Raw genomic sequence first — 18,276 nt, 5'->3', positions numbered from 1 at the left:
GGGAACCCGCCCGATGACGCGCAACTGGCGCCTGAGGCCCGGCCGTCGAGGCGGTGTGGTGCTGCTCGCCGCCGCGGTCGCCACCACCGGCATCGTCTACACCGGAGTACGGCCGGACGGCGGTCCCGCTCAAGACGGCCGCGACCACAGGTCGGGCGCGAGCTCCGTCACGGAAGTCACCGCCCTCAAGCAGGCGGCACGGACCGGGAAGCCCGTCGAGGTCACCACCGAGCGCACCGCCCACTCCACCACATGGGCACGGCCGGACGGTCAGATGGCCAAGCAGCTGTACTCCGCGCCCATCCGGGCCAAGGTGGGCGGCGAGTGGAAGAAGATCGACGCGAGTCTGCGTCGCACAGGGACCGGGTGGGAACCGAAGGCCACCAACACCCGCATGGTCTTCTCACCGGGATCCGCTGAGCAGGACGGGCAGCGGGCGTCCCGCTCCACGGCGCGCCGTGTGTCACTGGTGAGGCAGACCGCTGCGGACGTCGCCGAGAATCCGCTGGTCACTCTCTATGTCGGCGGCAGCGGCGAGTACAAGATCCAGCTCACCTGGCCCGGCCCCGTCCCGACGCCGGTCATCGACGGCAACCGCGCGCTGTACCCGGAGATCTTCCCCGGCGGAGACCTCGTGCTCACCGCCGACGACGACGGCTTCGGCCAGCTGGTGGTGCTGAAGAACCGTCAGGCCGCCTCCGACCCGCACGTCAAGCGCCTGGTGTACGGCCTGCACTCCGCCCAGCTCTCCTTCCGCCTCGACCCGGTGACCGGGATCGTCAGCGCCGAGAACGCCGATGACGAAGAAGTCGCCATGTCGCCCACCCCGCTGATGTGGGACAGCAGTGGGCAACCGGCCGTCACCGACGGCGGCGTCGGGGCGACGGCTCAGCCGAGCGAGCCCGAGTCGCCCGGTCCGACGGACCTCGGGGAATTCCCCGATGACAGCCCGGCCCCCAGCGCCGAAGAGGACGCCGTCGAGTCCGACGAGCAGAGCGACACCGACGTGGAGATTCTGCCGTCGGCGAGCGACGGCTCCGTCCCCGAACCGTCCGGGTCACCGCTGCCCTCCGCGCCGGCGGAGACGACACCGGCACCGGCGCCGTCAGGTGCCGCCGCGACCCTGGGTCTGGCCTCGCTGGAGGGCCCCTCTCCGGACTCGCGGGGTGAACTCGTCGAAGCGGATCTTTCCACGGGACAGTGGACGCTCACGCCGGACGAGGACTTCCTCGCCGACCCGGCCACCACCTATCCGGTGTTCGTCGACCCATCGGTCAAGAAGCAGATCCAGAACTGGACCACCGCCTACAACCGCCACCCCAACGCCACGTTCTACAACGGCAAGGGCTTCAACAAGGGCGGCACTCACGAGGCCCGGGTCGGCTTCGAGTCCGACACGTGGGGCACCTCCCGGTCGTTCTTCAACATGTACTTCGACAAGGACCTGAAGGGCACGAAGATCACCAAGGCCACGCTGCGTGTCCTGGAGACCTACTCCTGGTCCTGCAGCGCCCGCTCGATGAGCGTGCACCTCACCGGCGAGATCGACTCCCACACCAACTGGAAGAACGCCCCCAAGCTCCACGACGGCAACAAACTGGCGACCAAGAGCTTCGCGCACGGCTACAAGTCCGGCTGCCGGGACGCCTTCGAAGGCTTCGACGTGAAGAAGGGCGCGCAGAAGGCAGCCGACCGGGGGGACGACACCATCACCTTCGGCCTGCGCGCCCGCGACGAGAAGTCGCAGTACGCATGGAAGAAGTTCCAGGCCAACGGCGATTACCCACCCATCCTCGAGCTGGTCTACAACCGCCGGCCGTCGATCGTCACGAACTCGCTGGACATCGGCCCGGACGGCAAGTGCACCACCACCAAGCCGTACGTCCGCATGGGCTCCGGTGCCCTGACCTTCACCGCGAAGGGCACGGACAAGGACAAGAACCTGGACCACCTCGACTTCGACCTGTGGCCGACCGGGCAGTGGGACTCCGCCGGGGATCTGCTCGGCTCGACCGGGAAGGTGTCCGTCGGGGGCGACACGGGGACGGCCCTGCGGTCGACGAAGGAGTTCTCCACGAGCAAACTCAAGAACGGAACCACCTACTCGTGGCGGGTCCGGGCGATCGACGACGCCGGTACGACGTCGTCGTACTACCCGGTCAAGGCACCCTGCCGGTTCGTACTGGACACGTCCGCGCCTCGACCGCCCGTGGTCACGTCCGCCGACTATCCCAACGCGGACGGCAACCAGAACGGCTTCGGAAACGACGCCGAGGACACCAACTGGTCGGCCAAGAAGTTCGGCACGCCGGGGTCGTTCACCGTGCGCGCGCTGAACAGCGATGTCGTGCGCTACGAGTACGGCTTCAACTCGGCCTCGTACACCGGCAGCGTAGGCCGGACCAACGGCGCGGCGACGAGCGTGAGTGCCGCTCTGTCCGGGGCCAAGCCGCCCGCCGCAGGGCCCAACGTCCTCTACGTGCGTACCGTCGACGGCGCGGGGAACCAGTCGGATCCCACGAAGTACTTCTTCTACGTCTCGCCACGGGATCAGGCCGACAGCCCCGGTGACTTCACCGGAGACAAGCTGCCCGATCTCATGGTCGTCACCGAGGGCGGCAACCTGGCCATGTACCCCTCGCAGGCCGACAAGGACGATCTCACCAAGGGCACCGGTGACCTGGACTACTCGATGGCCGGGGCCTACCGGTCGAACCCCGACAAGGACCCCAACGGCGACGACCTTCCTCCGTATGTCCCGGCGCCGTCAGGGCACTTCAAGGGAGCCCTGATCACCCACAACGGTGACATCTACGGCGGTGACGGCCTCCAGGACCTCGTCGTGCGCCTGTCCGGCAAGCTCTGGGTCTACCCCGGGGACGGCTACGGCGCCGTCAACGTCGACCGGCGACAGGAGATCCTGCTGCCCGAAGGGGCTCCCAGCCCTGCCGGATTCACGCAGATCGTCTGCGCGGGAGACGTCACGGGAGATGGCCGCCCCGACTTCTTTGCCACAGTGCGCAACAGCGCCGGCACCGACGACGAACTGTGGGTCCTCACCGGCTACCACGGCGCGACGGTGGACCAGGCCGTCCGCCTCAACTCCTCCGCCTGGAAGGAGCGCGACCTGGTCATCGCCCAGGACGTTTCCGGTGACGGCGTGACCGACCTCGTCTACCGGTCGGACGTCTCCGGAAAGTTGTGGCTCCGCAAGGGCATCGCCGCTTCCGGTGGCGGGGTCGATCTCGACTCGCTGGCGACAGCGGCGGACTCCTCCGGCGGTGCGGACAACGAGTACGGCGCCTCCGGCTGGGCGAGCAGCGCCAAGCCTCATCTGATGGGCACGCCGAGTGCCAACGGCGACACGGTTCCCGACATCTGGGCCGTCCTGGCCGATGGATCCGTGCGATTCCATGCAGGCGGCAAGACCGCGCTGAGCGGCTCGGGCACGGAGGTCATCGCCCGGGCCGACTACTGGAAGACCCGTATCGGCATCGGGTGACGTCGCTGCGTCATGAACCGGGGTCGACTTCTGCGAAGTCGGCCCCGTTCCTCGTTCACAGCTTGGCCTGACGGTCCCCTCCGGCGCCAGCAGGCCGTTCCCCGCGAAGGCCCGCTCGACCAGGGCCGTCTGGGTCTCGGGGTCGATCCGGCGGGGCTGCGCACCGCGTGCCGTTCAAGACGCGCTCGGTGTCCCGCGCGGCATTGTGTTGAACATGTTCAAAAGTAGGTCTAGAGTCATGCCCGACAGCGTTTTGAACGTGTTCAAGAAGGGTGGGGCTATGGACCGCACGGTCATCGCCTACGTCATCTACCTGCTGGTCAGCATCGGTCTGACCGTCTGGGTGGCCCGGACGCTCAGCCACAACGGGAAGGTCTTCCTCGCCGACGTGCTGCACGGCAACGAGAAGCTCGCCGACGCCGTCAACCACCTGCTGGTGGTCGGCTTCTACCTCGTCAACCTCGGGTTCGTCGCGCTGTACCTGAGCGACGACGAGACCATCACCGACGCGCGCGGCATCTTCGAGGCCCTGTCGACCAAGCTCGGCGTGGTGCTGCTGGTGCTCGGCGTGATGCACCTGGCCAACGTCTACGTCCTCAACCGGATCCGGCGCCGGGGCGCCATGGAGCGGGAGCAGGTGCCGCCGGTGCCGCCGCAGGGCTGGGTCGCCCCGCAGCCGCAGGCCTGAGCGGAGGCCCACGTGAGCACCACCGGCACCGGCACCGGCACCGGCACGACCGGAACGACCGGAACGACCGGAACGAACAGCACCGGCACACACGCGGCCCCTCCCGTCCGCCGGCTCACCGTCCTGTACGACGCCGAGTGCTCCCTGTGCGCGTTCCTGCGCGACTGGCTGCGGCAGCCGAAGCTGGTGCCGCTGGAGCTGGTCCCGGCCGCCTCCGAGGAGGCACGGCGGCGCTTTCCCGGCCTCGACCACGGCGCCACCCTCGACGAGATCACCGTCGTCGGCGACGCCGGGCAGGTCTACCAGGGCCCGGCCGCCTGGGTGGTCACCTTGTGGGCGCTGCGCGAGCACCGGCCGCTCGCCCATCGGCTGAGCACCCCGTCCGGCGCCCGGCTCGCCAAGGGCGCGGTGCTCGCCGCCGCCAAGTGGCGCGGGGCGCAGTGGCACGGGCGGCAGCGCGGCGGGGCGCAGTGGGGCGGCCGGGTCTACCGGCGGGCGGACGGCTGGTCGTACGACCCGGACAGCGGCTGGAGCTACACCGCGCCGGGCTGTGCCGACGGCACCTGCGCCCCCCGGTAGCCGCACCCGTGCTGACGTTAGGCTCTCTTCCCGTGTCCGCGAAGAACGACGGCCCCGACGACGGCGCCCTCCCCACCAAGTCCGAGCAGACCCGCGCCCTGATCCTGGAGACGGCCATGCGGCTGTTCCAGGAGCGCGGCTACGACAAGACGACGATGCGGGCCATCGCCAAGGAGGCCGGGGTCTCCGTCGGCAACGCGTACTACTACTTCGCGGGCAAGGAGCATCTGATCCAGGGCTTCTACGACCGGATCGCCGCCGAGCACCAGGTGGCGGTCCGGGAGATCCTGGACCGCGAGCGCGACCTGGAGGCCCGCCTCGCGGGGGTGCTGCGGGCCTGGCTCGACATCGCCGCGCCCTACCACGAGTTCGCGGTGCAGTTCTTCAAGAACGCCGCCGACCCGGACAGCCCGCTCAGCCCCTTCTCCCCCGAGTCGGAGCACGCGCGCGAGGAGGCCATCAGCGTCCACCGGGAGGTGCTCGCCGGGGCCACGAAGACAAAGGTGCCCGAGGAACTGCGGGACATCCTGCCCGAGTTGATGTGGCTGTCCCAGATGGGACTCGTCCTGTACTGGATCTTCGACCGCACCGAGGGGCGCGAGCGCAGCTACCGGCTGGCCGAGCGCGGCGCCCGGCTCACCGCGCGGGGCGTAGCCCTGGCCCGCTTCCGGGTGCTGCGGCCGCTCGTGCGTGAGGTGCACGAGCTGTTCACGGAGTTCCTGCCGGGGATGACGAACGCCATCCCCGACCCGGCGGCCCGGCGACGCACCGACTCCTGACCCGGCGGCCCGGCGACGCACCGGCTCCTGACCCGGCGGCGCACCGACTCCCGACCCGCGGGGCGGCCGTCGGAGCGGCCCGACCGGCGGGGCGGGCCGTCAGAGCGGCGTGAGGCTCCACAGGCGGAACACGCCCGTGCCGTCCGAGAGGTACTGGCCACCGCCGACGTCCTCGGTGGTGACGACGTACTCCTTGGCCTGCCACAGCGGCAGCACCGGGACGTCCTCTGCGACGGTGTCCTGCACCGAGCGGAAGTCCCGCTCGGCCTCGGTCCGCTCGGCGAAGCGCCGGCTGTCCTTGATGAGCCGGTCGACCGTCTTGCTGCTGTAGCCGGTGTTCATGGCGCTGCCGGTGCCGACGAGCGCGGCGCCGAAGGTGTCCGGGTCGGGGAAGTCGGCGACCCAGCCGACGGCGTACGCGTCGAGCTTGCCGGTCGCCCACTGCTTCTGGAAGGCGGTCCACTCGTAGCCCTTGAGGGTGACCTGGAACAGGCCGCTCGCCTCCAGCTGCTTCTTGATCGCGGCCGCCTCCTGCTCACCGGCTCCGCGCCCCTCGGCGTAGCCGTAGGTGAAGCGCACCGGCAGGCTCACGCCGGCCTTCGTGAGGAGCTGCCGGGCCTTGTCCGGGTCGGGCTTCGGGTAGTCGTCGAAGAACGAGGCGGTGTGCCCGGTCAGGCCTGCCGGGATCAGGGAGTACAGCGGGTCGACGGTGCCGTCGTAGACCGTGGCGGCCAGCTCCTCGCGGTCGATCAGCCAGGCCATGGCCTGCCGGACCTTCGGGTCGTGCAGCGGCTTGCCCGCGCGGGTGTTGAAGTACAGGTTGCGGGTCTCCGAGCCGTCCGCCTCGTAGACGTGCTGGGCGGGGTCGCTCGGGTTGAGTCCGGCGAGGACGCCGGGCGGCAGCTGGTCGGTAGCGACGTCGACCTGCTTGTCCTTCCAGGCGGTGTCCAGGGCCTGGGGGGTCGCGTAGTAGCGCAGGTCGACGGGCCGGCCGGTGCCGCTGACGGCACCCCGGTAGTGCGGGTTGGGCGCGAGGACCGCCTCGTGGTCCTTCGTGTACGAGGTCAGGGTGTACGGGCCCGTCCCGTCGGCACCGGCGTCGGTACGCAGCTTGCCGGCCGGGTACGCGGTGTGGTCGACGATCGAGCCGGCGCCGGTGGCCACCTTGAAGGGGAACGTCGCGTCCGGCGAGGTCAGATGGAAGGTGACGGTCATGCCGTCGGCGTCCACGGAGCCGAGCGTGCCGAGCAGGGACGCCGGGCCGACGGGGGCCTTGATCCTCAGGATCCGGTCGAAGGAGTACTTCACGTCCTCGGCGTTCATCGCCCGGCCGCCGGGGAAGGTGAGGCCGTCGCGCAGCTCGCAGCGGTACGTGGTGAGGTCGCCGTGGACGAACGCGCAGCTCTTCGCCGCGTCGGGCACGGGGGCGGTGCCGCCGGGCGCGAAGGTCAGCAGCGACTGGAAGACGTTGCTGAACAGCGCCCAGGAGCCCGCGTCGTAGGCGCCGGCGGGGTCGAGCGAGGTGACGCCGTCCGTCGTGCCGACCGTGATGGTCTTCCCGTGGCCCTGCGACGGCAGGAACTGCCAAGCGCCCACGCCCGCGGCGGCCAGGACCAGCAGCCCCGCGAGTATCCGTATGCGAACCGATCGCATCGGCTTCGCCCTCCCCAGACCCCTGAAGGCCCTTGTGCGTATGCCACACCCCTTTGCGGCGGGCTCACCCAATCACAGGTTTTTGAGCAGGGGGAAGGGAGATCTGATGAGTTGGGAAAGAACTTACCGATGCGCCGTTCGGTCCGGTTTCACAGCGTTCTCACAGCGTCCCGGCGGTCAGGCCTGCGTCGACGCGAGCTCGATGACGGTGATGTCCGAGGGTGCGCCCACCCGGGTGGGCGGGCCCCAGGCGCCGGCGCCGCGCGAGACGTAGAGCTGGGTGTCGCCGTAGCGGTCCAGGCCCGCGAGGGTGGGGTTGGCGCCGGCGGCGATGAGGTTGCCGGGCCAGAGCTGACCGCCGTGGGTGTGGCCGGAGAGCTGGAGGTCGACGCCGTGCTCGACGGCGTCGTGGATCTGGACGGGCTGGTGGGCGAGCAGCACGCACGCGCGTGCGGTGTCCCGGTCGCCGAGCGCCTTCGCGAAGTCGGGGCCCTGGCCCTCGTCCTCGCCCGCCACGTCGTTGACTCCGGCCAGGTCGAAGTACGGCATCTCCCTGCGGGCGTTCTCCAGGGGGTTGATGCCCAGGCGTCGGACCTCCTCGACCCACTGCTCGGCGCCGGAGAAGTACTCGTGGTTGCCGGTGACGAAGTAGGAGCCGTGACGGGCCCTCAGCTGGGCGAGCGGGGCGGCCGCCGGGCCCAGGTCCTTCACACTGCCGTCGACCAGGTCGCCGACGACCGCGATCAGGTCGGGCTGGGTCCCGTTGATCGTGTCGACGACCTTTTGTGCGAAGCCGCGGCCCAGGACCGGGCCGAGGTGCACGTCACTGACCACGGCGATCCGGTACCCGTGCGCGGCGCGCGGCAGCTTGGCCAGGGGCACGGTGACCCGCTTGACCTTCGGCCCGCGCAGCACACCGTAGGTCCCGTAGCCCACGGTGCCGACGGCAGCGGCCGCGGCGGCCCCGGCGACGACCCGGGAGACGAAGAGGCGGCGGGAGGGGCCTGCGGGAGCGGCGGGGGCGGGGTCCGCGGTGGTGAGCCGCTGGGGCGCGCCCGCGGTGCCGGAGACGCCATCGGTGCTGGTCGTGCCCTGGGTGGCGGGTGCGCCCTCGGTGCCGGGTGCCGGGTCGGTCTGCGGGTGAGGGGGCGTCGCAGGGGTGCCGTGGTCGGGCCGGGAGGCGGCCGCGGGTGCTGTCGCGGGCTCGGGTGCGGGCGTCGCGGCGGTGGGTGCGCCGGTGCCGCTCCCCCGGGCGGCCTGGTCCGTCCGTCTCGCCCGGTGTTCGAGGAAGCGGCGCAGGAGGGGGCGGACGATCTCACCGGCCACCACCGCCAGCAGCAGGTATATCGACAGGGCCAGCCACAGGAAGCCCGGCCAGGCCAGCACCTGCTGGAGCCAGAAGGGGGCGCCGGAGCGTTCGGCGACCAGGGCGGTGATCGCGAGGACCCAGCCGCCCGCGATGAGGACCGCGCCCGCGCGGCGGACGAGACCGGGACCGCTGGTCGTGTCGTGGAACAGGCGGCGCCACACGTACCAGTTGGCCGTCACGACGACGGCCAGGACCAGACTTGCGACGAGTACGAAAACGATGACCACGGTGTCGTGTCTCCCGATCGCCCTATGACGTCCGGCGCAGTGCGCGCAGACCACGCAACCCGATGGCCCCGACGACCGTCCCCAATACGAAGGAGACGACGGCGAGCAGCAGATGCACCCAGAAGTAGGCCGTGGGACGGCCGTCGTCGAAGGCGAGCCCGCTGCCGTCCGCGACCAGGTTCTTGACGAAAGTGATCCAGATGACCCAGCTCCACACCCCGAAGGCGAGCAGGAACCAGGAAACGGGGCGGCTGAGCTTCATGCACCCAGTATCGCCAGGCCGTGTCCGGTTCCGTTCGCGGGGTGGGGGCGGAGGCGGGACTTCCCCCCGTACGGCATGTACGTTTCCGACCGTGCCCGCTCCGAAGCAGACCACCAGGCGATCCCTGCTGGTCACCTCCGCCGTCCTGTCGTCCCTCGCCCTGGCCGCGCCCGCCGCCGTCGCCGCCCCGAAGCCCTCGGGCAGCCCGTCGGCGAGCGCGAGCCCCTCGGCCACTCCCCCGGCGTCGATGTCGACGGTGGGCGGCGCCCGGCTCGGCAAGCCGGGGACGCAGGTGAACCTGGCGAGCGGTGTGCCGGTGCTGCCGAAGGACCTGAGCGCCCGCTCCTGGATCGTGGCCGACGCCGAGTCCGGCGATGTGCTGGCCGCGCACAACGCGCACTGGCGCCTCGCACCGGCGAGCACGCTGAAGATGCTGTTCGCGGACACGCTGCTGCCGAAGTTCCCGAGGGACACCCAGCACAAGGTCGTGCCCTCCGACCTGGCCGGCATCGGCCCCGGCTCCTCCATGGTCGGGATAAAGGAGGACGAGACGTACACGGTCCACGACCTGTGGCTGGGCGTCTTCCTGCAGTCCGGCAACGACGCCGTGCACGTGCTGTCCGCGATGAACAAGGGCGTCGAGAACACCGTGAAGGAGATGAACGAGCACGCCGAGGAGCTCCAGGCCCTCGACACGCACGTCGTCAGCCCGGACGGTTACGACGCCGAGGGGCAGGTGTCGTCGGCCTACGACCTGACGCTGATCGCCCGCTCCGGCATGCAGAAGAAAGACTTCCGCGAGTACGCCTCGACGGTCACCGCGAAGTTCCCGGGCCAGACGAAGAAGGACAAGAAGGGCAAGAAGGTCCGTAAGCCCTTCGAGATCCGGAACACCAATCGGCTGCTGGCCGGTGACGTGGACCTGGACGTCTACCAGGGCATCGCGGGCGTCAAGAACGGCAACACCACCAACGCGGGCGCCACCTTCACCGGCGTCGCCGAGCGCGGCGGCAAGGTGCTGCTGGTGACGGTGATGAACCCGGAGAAGCCCGAGCACAACGAGGTCTACAAGGAGACGGCCCGGCTGTTCGACTGGGGCTTCAAGGCGGCCGGGAAGGTGCAGCCGGTGGGTGAGCTGGTGCCGCCCAAGGGTGCCGCCCAGGCCGGTGACCAGCTCGGCGCGAACCCCTCCGGCGAGGCCGGCGGTTCCGGGGACGGCGGCAGCGGCACGGCCGGGACCGGCGCGAAGCCGGTGGCGGGCGCCCCGGTCGCGGACGGCTCCAGCGGCATGGGGACCGCGCTCGGCATCACGGGTGGGGTGCTGGTGCTGCTCGCGGGCGCCGCCTTCCTCGTCAACCGCCGGTGGCCGCTGCCGGATCTGGTACGCCGCCGGACCCGGCCGTGAGGTTCGGGACCTCGTCCGCCTTGCTCTGCGTCGCCGTCCAGGCGGCGCAGAACAGCACCAGTTTCGAGGTGAAGTTGATCCACAGCAGCAGGGCGACCGGCACCCCGAACGCGCCGTACATGCTCTTCGTCGCCACGCCCTGCAGATAGCCGCTGAGCAGCAGCTTCAGCAGTTCAAAACCGATCGCGCCGGTCAGCGCCGCCACGACCAGGCGGTGGCGGGTCGGCTCGACGCCGGGCAGCAGCGTCAGGACGTAGAGCAGGAGCAGGAAGTTCGCGAGCACGGCGATCAGGAACGCGGCGATGTGCAGCAGGACCCCGCCCCAGCCGCCCTCGTCGATGCCGGCTTCCCCGGTGATCCAGCCGATCATCGCGGAGGCGACGGCGGAGGCGGCGATGGTGACGAGAAGCGCGCCGCCGAGGCCGAGCAGGACCCCCGCGTCCTTGCCGTAGCGTAGGGCGGGGTTCTCCTCGTCCTCGTCGTCGAGGTCCCACACCGCCCGCAGGCACTCGCGCATCGAGCCGGCCCAGCTGACGCCCGTGAAGAACAGCAGGGCGCCCGCGATGAGCCCGATGGTGCCGGCGTTGTCCACGAGACCGGCGATGTCCAGCTGGTCGGAGATGCCGGGGACCTGCTCGGCGAGCTTGTCCTGGAGCTTCTCCTCCTGTCCCGTGCTCAGCGTGGCGGCGGCGATGGTGGCGGACACCGTCAGCAGCGGGAACAGCGCGACGAAACTCCGGAAGGTCATCGCGGCGGCCAGCCGCGTCCACTTCACGCGGTCGAGCCGCTCGTACGACCGCCACGCGTGGGTGATCATCAGCCGCTCCGCCCACGGCCCGATCACCGGGAGTCTTTTCAGCCAGTCCATGATCCGACCCTGCCCTCCGCCCGGAACACCCATGTGCGGGTACCCCAGAACCGCAGGACTGTGGCCAGCGCCATACCGATGACCGCGCCGGAGACGGTGTCCGCGCGCTGCGAGGTGAGCCCGAGGCCGTAGTGACTGACGGCCAGGCAGAGCAGTTGCACGGCGGCTCCGGCGAGGTTCACCGCGAAGAACACGGCGTACGCCCGCAGACCCGGTGCGTGTGCGGTGCGGTACGTGCCGAGGGCGTTGCCCGCGTAGGCGACCGTGCAGGCGGCCAGGAAGGACAGGGACTTGGCGGTGATCGGGTCGACTCCGGCGGGGCCGCGCAGGGCGGTGAACAGGGCGAGGTCGACGGCGTAGGCGAGGAGACCGACGGTGGCGAAGCCGAGCAGTTCCCGGCGGCCCGGGAGGGTGGGGCTCCGCCACGTGCGCGTGGTCACCAGTTGGCCACGGCCAGGCCGTACATCGCCACCCAGGCGATGCCGATGAGTGCGAGGGCGCGGTCGCCCAGGACGACGTCCTCGGGTTCGCCGGCCGTGCCGCGGTCGGCGAAGACGGCGTACCTGAGGATCGCCAGGATGAAGGCGACCATGGAGAGTTGGCGCCACGGCAGCACGCTGGTGTGCGGGACGCCGCCCTCCTCCATGGCCCACAGGCAGTAGCCGAGGACGGCGACACCGGCCGCGAGCTGCCAGACGAAGCGGAGGTAGCCGGTGGTGTACTCGGTGAGCAACGCCCGTGTGGCGCCCGCCTTTCCGGCCATCTGGACGGCTTCCGAGTAGCGCTTGGCCGACACCATGAACAGCGCGCCGAAGCCGGTGGTGATCAGGAACCAGCGCGAGAGCGGGATGCCGAGGGCCAGTCCGCCGACCATGGCCCGCATCAGGAAGCCGGTGGTGATGACGGCGAGGTCGACGACCAGGACGTGCTTGAGGCTGATGCAGTAGGCGAGTTGCATGGCGAGGTAGGCGGTCAGCAGGGTGGCGACGGCGGGGCCGCACAGCCAGGCCGCGGCGGCGGGCGCGAGGACGCCCAGGCAGCCGCCGACGGCGTAGGCGACGGGCACCGGGACCTGTCCGGCGGCGATCGGGCGGTGCCGTTTGGTGGGGTGGGCGCGGTCGGCGTCGGCGTCGCGGGCGTCGTTGACGAGGTAGACGGCGGCGGCGCAGGCGGTGAAGAGGCAGAAGACGAGGGCGAGTCGAAGCAGCGCGTGCCGGGAGAAGAGCTCTCCGGCGGCGGCCGGGGCGGCGACCACGAGGACGTTCTTGACCCACTGCTTGGGGCGCGCGGTCCTGAGGAGACCGGCCAGGAGACCACCCTTGTGGGGTGGTGCGGGCCGCTCCTCGTGGGTGCGCTGCCGCAGGACGGCCGTCTCAGTCATGGTGGGCGCCTTCCCGCATCCAGCGGGCGCCGAGCCGGGCCGTGAGGGCACCGAGGGCCGCGCCGGCGGCGATGTCCGTGGGGAAGTGGACTCCGGCGACCAGCCGTGAGACGCACACCAGGCCGGCGAGCGGCGGGACCGCGTGGGCGCCCAGGGTGCCGAAGGCGACGGCCGCGGCCGCCGCGGAGGCGGCGTGCGAGCTGGGGAAGGAGTGCCGGCCGGCGGTGCGCACCAGGGGCTCGACGTGCGCGGGGCGCGGTCTGCGCACGACCCGTTTCACCCCCATGCTGACCAGGTGCGCCCCCGCGGTCAGTGCGGTGCCGCGCAGCCAGGCGCCGCGTCGCCCGCCGTCGACGGCGGCTCCGGTGAGCCCCGCCGCCAGCCACAGCGCCGCGTGCTCCCCCGCCCAGGACAGGGCACGAGCGGCGCCTGCCACGCGTGAGTCGGTGCCGCACTCCCTGAGCGCCGAAACGATCCGGTGGTCCATGTCGTGCAGGTCGTCGAGGTCGTCCATGTGGACTCACTGTTCACGCCCTTCAGGCCTGAACTCCGGCAATATTGAGCGACATCCCATTAATCACCCATTTCGGGGAGGGATGCCATGTTCGCTAACTATTCGCCCACAGTAGGGCGATACGGTCACAGACATGTCTGCCGACACCGATTCCGACCCGGACGTCATGGGCCTGGACCACACCACCGTCACGGGCTGGGGCCGCACCGCCCCCACTGCCGCATGGGTGGTCCGCCCCCGGACGTACGAGGAGGCCGCGGCGGCCGTCCGGGACTGCGGGGCACGCGGCGGGATCCCCCGGGGCCTGGGACGGGCGTACGGGGACGCGGCGCAGAACGCGGGCGGGTCCGTGCTCGACATGACGGCCCTCGACCGGGTGCACGCGATCGACGCCGACGGCGGCACCGTGCTGTGCGACGCGGGCGTCTCCCTGCACCGGCTGATGGAGGTGCTGCTGCCGCTCGGCTGGTTCGTGCCGGTCACCCCCGGCACCCGCTACGTCACCGTCGGCGGGGCGATCGGCGCCGACATCCACGGCAAGAACCACCACGTCTCGGGCTCCTTCGCACGGCACGTGCTCGCCCTCGAACTCCTCACCGCCGACGGCGAGATCCGCACGGTGGTCCCCGGCACGCCGCTGTTCGACGCGACGGCCGGCGGCATGGGCCTGACCGGCGTGATCCTGACCGCGACGATCCGGCTCCAGCCGGTCGAGACGTCGCTGATGTCGGTCGACACCGAGCGGGCGACGGACCTCGACGACCTGATGGCCCGGCTCGCGGCCACCGACCACCGTTACCGCTACTCGGTCGCCTGGATCGATCTGCTGGCCCGGGGCGCCGCCACCGGGCGCGCGGTCCTCACCCGCGGCGACCACGCCCCGCTGGACGCTCTCCCCGCACGCCTGCGCCGGGACCCGCTCGCCTTCCGGACCCCTCGCCTCCCGGCCGCCCCCGCGATCCTCCCCGAGGGCCTGCTCAGCCGGACGACGGTGGGCCTGTTCAACGAGCTCTGGTACCGCAAGGCCCCTCGCGCGCGGACCGGCCGGCTCCAGCGCATCTCCGGCTTCTTCCATCCCCTGGACGGCGTGCCCCACTGGAACCGCGTCTACGGCCGCGGCGGCTTCGTGCAGTACCAGTTCGTCGTCGGCTACGGCCGCGAGGACGCCCTGCGCCGCATCGTGCGCCGCATCTCCGAACGCCGCTGCCCGTCCTTCCTGGCCGTCCTCAAGCGCTTCGGGGAGTCCGACCCGGGGTGGCTGTCCTTCCCCGTGCCGGGCTGGACGCTGGCGCTGGACATCCCGGCGGGCCTGCCCGGCCTCGGCGCGTTCCTGGACGAGCTGGACGAGGAGGTCGCCGCCGCGGGCGGGCGCGTCTACCTCGCCAAGGACGCCCGGCTGCGCCCGGAGCTGCTCGCGACGATGTACCCGCGCCTCGACGACTTCCGCGAGCTGCGCGACCGACTGGACCCGCACGGGGTGTTCGTGTCCGACCTGGCCCGCCGCCTCAGTCTGTGAGCAACCTCTAGGAGCTGCTGTCATGAAGGACGCCTTCGGCCTCCCCCAGTCCCTGCTCGTCCTCGGCGGCACGTCGGAGATCGCGCTGGCCACCGCCCGCCGCCTGATCGCCCGCCGCACCCGCACGGTCTGGCTGGCCGGCCGCCCCTCCCCCGCCCTGGAGGAGGCCGCCGGGCAGCTGCGCGGGCTCGGGGCCGACGTGCACACCGTCGCCTTCGACGCCCTCGACCCGGCCTCCCACGAGGCCGTGCTCGGCAAGGTCTTCGCCGAGGGCGACGTCGACATGGTGCTGCTCGCCTTCGGGCTGCTCGGCGACCAGGCCCGTGACGAACGGGAGCCGGAGGCGGCGGTGCGGGTCGCGCAGACCAACTACACCGGCGCGGTCTCGGCGGGTCTGGTGTGTGCCCGCTCGCTGCAGTCCCAGGGGCACGGCTCGCTGGTCGTGATGTCCTCCGTCGCGGGCGAGCGGGCCCGCCGCGCGAACTTCATCTACGGCTCCAGCAAGGCCGGCCTCGACGCCTTCGCGCAGGGCCTGGGCGACGCGCTGCACGGCACGGGCGTGCACGTCATGGTCGTACGCCCCGGCTTCGTGCGGACGCGGATGACCGCCGGGCTGCCCGAGGCGCCGCTCGCGACCACGCCCGAGGCGGTCGCGACGGCCGTGGAGCTGGGGCTGCGGCGCCGTTCGGAGACGGTGTGGGTGCCGGGGACGCTGCGCGTGGTGATGGCGGCGCTGCGGCACCTGCCGCGCGGGGTGTTCCGGCGGCTGCCGGTCTGACCCCGAAGGCGGGTCAGCGGATGGGGACGGAGCCGCGCTCCACCCGCCCGGCCTGCGGGGGGACCACCGAACCGCCGAAGGGGAAGTCGCGGAGCTTGCGCCAGACGCCGTCGGCGCCCTGCTCGTAGAGGGCGAAGCCGGTGCAGGGCCACTCGGCCTCGTAGCCGGAGAGCTCCTCGAAGGCGCGGTCCATGGCCGCCTCGTCGATGCCGTGCGCCACGGTGACGTGCGGGTGGTACGGGAACTGCAGTTCGCGGTTGACCGGCCCGGCGGGGTCGCGGACCTGCTGCTGGAGCAGCGTGCAGGCCTCCGCGCCGGCGGCGACCCGGACGAACACCACCGGCGACAGCGGGCGGAAGGTGCCGGTGCCGGACAGCCGCATGGGGAACGTGCGGCCGGCCGCGGCCACCTCGGCCAGGTGCGCCTCGACGGCCGGCAGGGCGCTCTCGTCGACCTCTGTCGGCGGCAGCAGGGTGACATGCGTGGGGATGCCGTGAGCAGAGGCGTCGCCGAAGCCCGCGCGCAGCTGCTGGAGCTCGCTGCCGTGAGGCTCCGGGACCGCGATCGAGACACCGATCGTTACGGTCCCCACGTCGTCTCCTGTCGTGTCAGTGTGGCCGCTGATACGACCACCCGGTTATCGACTGTACGGCCACGACCGGGTTACGGGCAGGCGCAACCGGAGTGATGTACAGCGCTGTTCGGTGGTACGGGGGTGTGCGGGGGCCGGTTCAGTGCTTGGCGGGCAGGAAGCCGACCCTGTCGTAGGCCTGGGCGAGGGTCTCCGCGGCGACCGCGCGGGCCTTCTCGGCGCCCTTGGCCAGGATCGAGTCGAGCGTCTCGGGGTCGTCCAGGTACTGCTGGGTGCGCTCCCGGAACGGCGTCACGAAGTCGACCATGATCTCGGCGAGGTCCGTCTTGAGCGCGCCGTACATCTTGCCGGTGTACTTCTCCTCCAGCTCGGCGATGCTCTCGCCGGTGAGGGTCGAGTAGATCGTCAGGAGGTTGCTGACGCCCGGCTTGTTCTCGGCGTCGTAGCGGATCACCGTGTCGGTGTCGGTGACGGCGCTCTTGACCTTCTTGGCCGTGGCCTTGGGCTCGTCGAGGAGGTTGATGAGGCCCTTCGGCGTGGACGCCGACTTACTCATCTTGATCGACGGGTCCTGAAGGTCGTAGATCTTCGCCGTTTCCTTGAGGATGTACGGCTTCGGGAGGGTGAAGGTCTCGCCGAAGCGGCCGTTGAAGCGCGTGGCGAGGTCGCGGGTGAGCTCGATGTGCTGGCGCTGGTCCTCGCCGACCGGGACCTCGTGGGCCTGGTAGAGCAGGATGTCCGCGACCTGCAGGATCGGGTACGTGAACAGGCCGACCGAGGCGCGCTCGGCGCCCTGCTTGGCGGACTTGTCCTTGAACTGGGTCATCCGGCCGGCCTCGCCGAAGCCGGTGAGGCAGTTCATGATCCACGCGAGCTGGGCGTGCTCGGGGACGTGGCTCTGCACGAAGAGCGTGCAGCGATCCGGGTCGAGACCCGCCGCGAGGAGCTGGGCCGCGGCCAGGCGGGTGTTCGCGCGCAGGTCCTTCGGGTCCTGCGGGATGGTGATCGCGTGCAGGTCGACGACCATGTAGAACGCGTCGTGGGTCTCCTGCAGGGCCACCCACTGGCGGACGGCGCCGAGGTAGTTGCCGAGGTGGAACGAGCCGGCGGTGGGCTGGATCCCGGAGAGCACGCGAGGTCGGTCAGAGGCCATGTTCACCATTCTCTCAGGTCCCGGGGGCCGATCCGGAACCGGCCGGAAACAGACGCAATCCCGTTCGGCCCCGGCGGTGTAACAAGGGTGTGGGGCACGGGAGGGGCGCGGCCCTTGCCGTGTCCGGCGCGGTGCGGACGCGGTACGGACGGGGAGGGGGACCGATGCGGGCACGGGGCCGGGCGGGGAGAGTGCGGGGCCGGGGCGGGGTGGTGCGGCGAGTGGTCGCGGTGGCGGTGGCGGGCGCGCTGGCGGGGTGTGTGGCGGTCACGTCCGCCGTGGCCCTCCCGGTGCGGCCGCGGGACGTCCCGGACGTGGCGATGGTCGTCGCGGGGGGCACGGGACGGACGACGGCGGTGCGCTCGGGACAGCCGGCCTTCGCCCGGCTGTGGCAGCTGCTCGAGCCCACTTTCAGGGGGACGGAGCGGGTGCCGGAGGAGTGGACGGCGGGGAACTTTCCGCAGGTGAGGCTGACGGTGGTCTGGGGGCTGTCCGGGGTCGGCGGCTGGCCGAGCACGAACCGGCCGCCGGGCGGGGACGTGGCCGTCGAGCAGCAGGACCAGCTGGTGGTGGCCGAGGACGGCACACCCTGGGTGCGCTCGGATCCGGCGCCCGCCGTGGAGGACGACGACATCCGCTGGCACCGGGCGTCGCGGTCGCTCTTCGACCGGCTGGACCGGACCCGGCTGCTGGGTGACCTGGAGGGCGGGCCCGTGGCGAGCACGGCCGACGCCGCGGACCCGGACGGGCCGGTGCGGGGTGTCCGCTGGGTGGTGGCGGCAGGGGCGCTGGGGCTCGCGGCCGGTGCCGGCGGCACCCTGCTGATACGCCGCGCGGCGGCCCGGCGGGAAGCCGGACCGCCGCGGGAGGAGCCGCGTCAGGTGCTGATCGACCTGGACGACTGACGGGCCGCGGGCGTCAGCCCGGCCCTGGACCGGGTGACGGGTCGCCCGCGTCAGCCCGGGCCTGGACAGGTGACGGGTCGCCCGCCTCAGCCCGGGCCTGGACGG

At 71.5% G+C, this 18,276-nt stretch carries 17 protein-coding genes; 8 read left to right on the top strand and 9 right to left on the bottom strand.

The genetic code is table 11. From position 1 onward, the window contains the following. Positions 1-13: 13 nt before the first annotated feature. From ACFY5B_RS19380 to ACFY5B_RS19365, 4 genes are all read left to right on the top strand, one after another. Positions 14-3,502: a DNRLRE domain-containing protein gene (locus tag ACFY5B_RS19380; RefSeq protein WP_389970567.1), complete on the top strand. Its 3,489-nt coding sequence runs from the start codon at positions 14-16 to the stop codon at positions 3,500-3,502. A 280-nt stretch (positions 3,503-3,782) separates the two neighbouring features. After that, a complete protein-coding gene (locus ACFY5B_RS19375) occupies positions 3,783-4,190 on the top strand; it encodes a hypothetical protein (protein WP_389970564.1) in 408 nt (135 codons plus the stop codon). A gap of 123 nt (positions 4,191-4,313) precedes the next feature. Further along, positions 4,314-4,769, top strand: a complete 456-nt coding sequence (locus tag ACFY5B_RS19370) for a thiol-disulfide oxidoreductase DCC family protein (protein ID WP_389970848.1) — start codon at positions 4,314-4,316, stop codon at positions 4,767-4,769. A 32-nt stretch (positions 4,770-4,801) separates the two neighbouring features. Further along, positions 4,802-5,548 carry a TetR/AcrR family transcriptional regulator gene (locus tag ACFY5B_RS19365; RefSeq protein ID WP_053674623.1) on the top strand — a complete coding sequence of 249 codons (747 nt, stop codon included), beginning with the start codon at positions 4,802-4,804 and terminating at the stop codon, positions 5,546-5,548. Between the two features lie 99 nt (positions 5,549-5,647). Here the strand turns inward: ACFY5B_RS19365 and ACFY5B_RS19360 are convergent, their stop codons facing one another. The 3 genes from ACFY5B_RS19360 to ACFY5B_RS19350 all read right to left on the bottom strand — a co-directional run bounded on the left by ACFY5B_RS19360 (position 5,648) and on the right by ACFY5B_RS19350 (position 9,059). Beyond that, the gene (locus ACFY5B_RS19360) at positions 5,648-7,201 is read right to left on the bottom strand and encodes an ABC transporter substrate-binding protein (RefSeq protein WP_389970560.1); all 1,554 of its coding nucleotides are present in this window, start codon (positions 7,199-7,201) and stop codon (positions 5,648-5,650) included. Between the two features lie 177 nt (positions 7,202-7,378). Further along, on the bottom strand, positions 7,379-8,797 hold the full coding sequence (locus ACFY5B_RS19355; RefSeq protein ID WP_389970557.1) for a metallophosphoesterase: 1,419 nt from the start codon (positions 8,795-8,797) through the stop codon (positions 7,379-7,381). 22 nt (positions 8,798-8,819) lie between these two features. Continuing rightward, entirely contained in the window at positions 8,820-9,059 is a 240-nt protein-coding gene (locus tag ACFY5B_RS19350; protein WP_033311445.1) for an SCO4848 family membrane protein, read from the bottom strand. A 91-nt stretch (positions 9,060-9,150) separates the two neighbouring features. Between ACFY5B_RS19350 and ACFY5B_RS19345 the strand changes: the two genes are divergently transcribed. After that, positions 9,151-10,464 carry a D-alanyl-D-alanine carboxypeptidase family protein gene (locus ACFY5B_RS19345; protein ID WP_389970554.1) on the top strand — a complete coding sequence of 438 codons (1,314 nt, stop codon included), beginning with the start codon at positions 9,151-9,153 and terminating at the stop codon, positions 10,462-10,464. Here ACFY5B_RS19345 and ACFY5B_RS19340 read toward each other — a convergent pair. Genes ACFY5B_RS19340 through ACFY5B_RS19325 form a run of 4 tightly spaced genes read right to left on the bottom strand, consistent with a single transcriptional unit; the run spans position 10,412 to position 13,227 of the window. Then, positions 10,412-11,332 (bottom strand): YihY/virulence factor BrkB family protein, encoded by a 921-nt coding sequence (locus tag ACFY5B_RS19340; RefSeq protein WP_389970551.1) that lies wholly within the window; start codon positions 11,330-11,332, stop codon positions 10,412-10,414. The two genes, ACFY5B_RS19345 and ACFY5B_RS19340, sit on opposite strands and share 53 nt — an antisense overlap. Next, positions 11,320-11,772 carry a GtrA family protein gene (locus tag ACFY5B_RS19335; RefSeq protein WP_389970548.1) on the bottom strand — a complete coding sequence of 151 codons (453 nt, stop codon included), beginning with the start codon at positions 11,770-11,772 and terminating at the stop codon, positions 11,320-11,322. Before ACFY5B_RS19335 ends, ACFY5B_RS19340 begins: the two co-directional genes overlap by 13 nt. Then, entirely contained in the window at positions 11,769-12,713 is a 945-nt protein-coding gene (locus ACFY5B_RS19330; protein WP_389970545.1) for a decaprenyl-phosphate phosphoribosyltransferase, read from the bottom strand. The genes ACFY5B_RS19335 and ACFY5B_RS19330 overlap by 4 nt, the downstream gene beginning before the upstream one ends. Next, entirely contained in the window at positions 12,706-13,227 is a 522-nt protein-coding gene (locus ACFY5B_RS19325; protein ID WP_389970542.1) for a phosphatase PAP2 family protein, read from the bottom strand. Before ACFY5B_RS19325 ends, ACFY5B_RS19330 begins: the two co-directional genes overlap by 8 nt. 133 nt (positions 13,228-13,360) lie before the next feature. On the opposite strand from ACFY5B_RS19325, the gene ACFY5B_RS19320 reads away from it, so the two are divergent. Both ACFY5B_RS19320 and ACFY5B_RS19315 read left to right on the top strand, forming a co-directional pair. After that, a complete protein-coding gene (locus ACFY5B_RS19320) occupies positions 13,361-14,743 on the top strand; it encodes an FAD-binding protein (protein WP_389970539.1) in 1,383 nt (460 codons plus the stop codon). A gap of 22 nt (positions 14,744-14,765) precedes the next feature. Further along, positions 14,766-15,521 carry a decaprenylphospho-beta-D-erythro-pentofuranosid-2-ulose 2-reductase gene (locus ACFY5B_RS19315; protein WP_104777784.1) on the top strand — a complete coding sequence of 252 codons (756 nt, stop codon included), beginning with the start codon at positions 14,766-14,768 and terminating at the stop codon, positions 15,519-15,521. 13 nt (positions 15,522-15,534) lie between these two features. Here ACFY5B_RS19315 and ACFY5B_RS19310 read toward each other — a convergent pair whose 3' ends face one another. Then, complete coding sequence (locus ACFY5B_RS19310; protein ID WP_389970536.1) at positions 15,535-16,113, bottom strand: 2'-5' RNA ligase family protein; 579 nt, start codon at positions 16,111-16,113, stop codon at positions 15,535-15,537. A 139-nt stretch (positions 16,114-16,252) separates the two neighbouring features. Further along, positions 16,253-17,266: a tryptophan--tRNA ligase gene (gene trpS, locus ACFY5B_RS19305; RefSeq protein WP_033311646.1), complete on the bottom strand. Its 1,014-nt coding sequence runs from the start codon at positions 17,264-17,266 to the stop codon at positions 16,253-16,255. A gap of 164 nt (positions 17,267-17,430) precedes the next feature. On the opposite strand from trpS, the gene ACFY5B_RS19300 reads away from it, so the two are divergent. Then, positions 17,431-18,171 (top strand): hypothetical protein, encoded by a 741-nt coding sequence (locus tag ACFY5B_RS19300; protein ID WP_389970534.1) that lies wholly within the window; start codon positions 17,431-17,433, stop codon positions 18,169-18,171. Positions 18,172-18,276 lie beyond the last annotated feature (105 nt).

This window comes from Streptomyces sp. NPDC013187, from assembly GCF_042899705.1.
GTDB lineage: Bacteria > Actinomycetota > Actinomycetes > Streptomycetales > Streptomycetaceae > Streptomyces > Streptomyces hawaiiensis_A.
This window is presented reverse-complemented; position numbering and strand designations above follow the sequence as displayed.